Raw genomic sequence first — 2,118 nt, forward strand, 5'->3', positions numbered from 1 at the left:
AAAGAATGGAAAGAAAAGCACGGTGGGCGGATCCACGAAAAGGCGCTGTTTGATATGGTAGACGCGCAAAGGCGTCTGGCCGAGGCAGCGCGCCAGAAAACCAAGGCAGCCAGGCTGGGTAAAGAGCGGGATGCGCGCCTGTCAAAGGCCCCAAAGCAGCGCGACCCTTCTCGTGAAATGTTCGCGATTGATACCGGCAACCCTGATCTTCCAACCTATCCCATAGATGAATTTCATGACCCAAAACGAAAGAATTGACCGCATTCGCAGCGACCATTGGATCGCTTTTGATCGTGCAACGATTGTCCTCAATCGATTGACATCATTGATGGAAACACCGCGACAAAGTCGCATGCCAGGTTTGATGGTCTATGGGAGCTCTGGCATCGGGAAGACGATGATCGCCAAACGTATGGCGAGCAAGTATCCCACTCAATACAAGAGTGATCTCGGGATCACCAAGACACCTGTATTGCTGCTTCAGGCACCACCCGCGCCGGATGAGAGAAGGTTCTACCAACACTTACTATCTACGATTGGCGCGCCCATGTGGGGGCGTCGCACAGTCTCGGAACTGGAGGTTCGGGCGCTGAACCATCTCAGAGACATGGACCTGAAAATGCTCATGATTGACGAGGTGCACAATCTGCTTGCCGGCAGTTACAGGGAGCAACGTCGGTTCCTCAACATGCTACGGTTCCTCGCAAATGAGCTTAGCGTATCGCTCGTGGTCTTTGGCGTTAACGAAGCGCTTGATGCCGTCCGTGGCGATGACCAGCTTGCGCGCCGGTTGGATGAACATTTTTTGCCGCTTTGGGAAGACGATGTAGAGTTCTCACGTCTGATCCAAACACTGATCGCGGCCATGGCGCTGGAAAAACCTTCGGGCCTGACCGTTGCTTCGCTCCGAACCATCCTGAAGGTGACCGGCGGGGTCACGTCCCGCGTCTTTATCATGATTAAGTCTCTGGCCATCGATGCGATTCATTCTGGGGAAGAGAGGATTACGGATGAGGCTGTCGCGACATGGCGGCCGACCTGGAACAAACATGCGTGGACGGTTCCGCTTGAGACGGCCGTTGAGGCCGAGTGACCATCAAGCTTCTGCCCCGCCGACCACCACCCCTATGCGATGAACTGCTTTCGAGCTGGCTTACCCGGCTGGCACAAGCCAATCACTGTTCAACCGAAGAACTGTGCGGCTATCTTGGCTTGCAAAGGGGCAGGGTGCCCGACCGCTCGAGCGACCTTGAGCAAGTTTGTGTAGACCGATTGTGCGCGGCTGTTGGAAGAAAACGTACCGAGATTGCGGCGATGACATTGCCAAATTTGAGCGCCCGCTCATTGAACTATCTGGCAACACATGACTTTCAGACCTGCACATATTGCCAAGAGCAAACGCCGGATCTGGTATTGCGCCACTGGCGGTTTGCTTGGTCGACAAACTGTGAAAGTTGCGGTCGGTCTCTGGTATCGACATGTCCGCATGCTGGTATCTCAAAGCGTATGAAAGCGCGTGCGGTTCAGGGGGCTAAAAGATTGGCGTCAGCTGTAGTCTCTGGCGACCAACAAAGCCTGCATCAGTTCAGACAAACGTCAGACCTTCTGCGATTGTGGAAATTGGCGGATGCAGATGCGCTGATCTCTGAGAACCAAGCCCAAAGAACAATTGTTCTCGCTGCGATTGAACTCGGATCAAAGCACCCGTTGCTTCGCACTGCCTATCGGGTGGCGCGAAACAACCGGGCAGCGCGGAGTCTGTTGCGTACGTTTCCGCGACAGAGTGAGGCTTTGGAGAATCTCCAGAGCTGGGCCCGACTTCATGAATATCGATATGCAGACCAGGGAGCCATAGGCCGCCGAGCTAGAACACGAGGGCTCGGAACAACTGGACTTGTGCCATCCGAGAGAGCGCTTCATGCGGCACGACGCGCAATTGAAGAACTCGGCTCCAACACTGATCGACATGCACTTCTGCTCCGCGCGCAAGAGATTTGGCAGACGGAACCACTCATCCGAAGGTCGCCGAAACCTGTGGACATATCCTAAATAGAGGCACAGAAATCGCCAAAATAGGCCAGAAGCGGTAATTTCTCTTTTATTAGGGTACTACGACAC

The 2,118-nt window shown here is 54.4% G+C and carries 3 protein-coding genes; all 3 read left to right on the top strand.

The genetic code is table 11. The features are described 5' to 3' along the window. Positions 1–258, top strand: a 258-nt coding sequence (locus IEX10_RS19815; RefSeq protein ID WP_188679033.1) for a hypothetical protein, incomplete at its 5' end; no start/stop codon positions are given. Next, positions 236–1,093: a TniB family NTP-binding protein gene (locus IEX10_RS19820; RefSeq protein ID WP_229678661.1), complete on the top strand. Its 858-nt coding sequence runs from the start codon at positions 236–238 to the stop codon at positions 1,091–1,093. The genes IEX10_RS19815 and IEX10_RS19820, both read left to right, overlap by 23 nt. Beyond that, on the top strand, positions 1,090–2,049 hold the full coding sequence (locus tag IEX10_RS20230; protein WP_111368995.1) for a TniQ family protein: 960 nt from the start codon (positions 1,090–1,092) through the stop codon (positions 2,047–2,049). Before IEX10_RS19820 ends, IEX10_RS20230 begins: the two co-directional genes overlap by 4 nt. Positions 2,050–2,118 lie beyond the last annotated feature (69 nt).

Source organism: Neptunicoccus cionae, from assembly GCF_014643735.1.
Lineage (GTDB): Bacteria > Pseudomonadota > Alphaproteobacteria > Rhodobacterales > Rhodobacteraceae > Amylibacter > Amylibacter cionae.

Coding starts and splice junctions, on each gene's coding strand:
- IEX10_RS19820 (WP_229678661.1), top strand. CDS start 236: ATGACCCAAAACGAAAGAATTGACCGCATTCGCAGCGACCATTGGATC.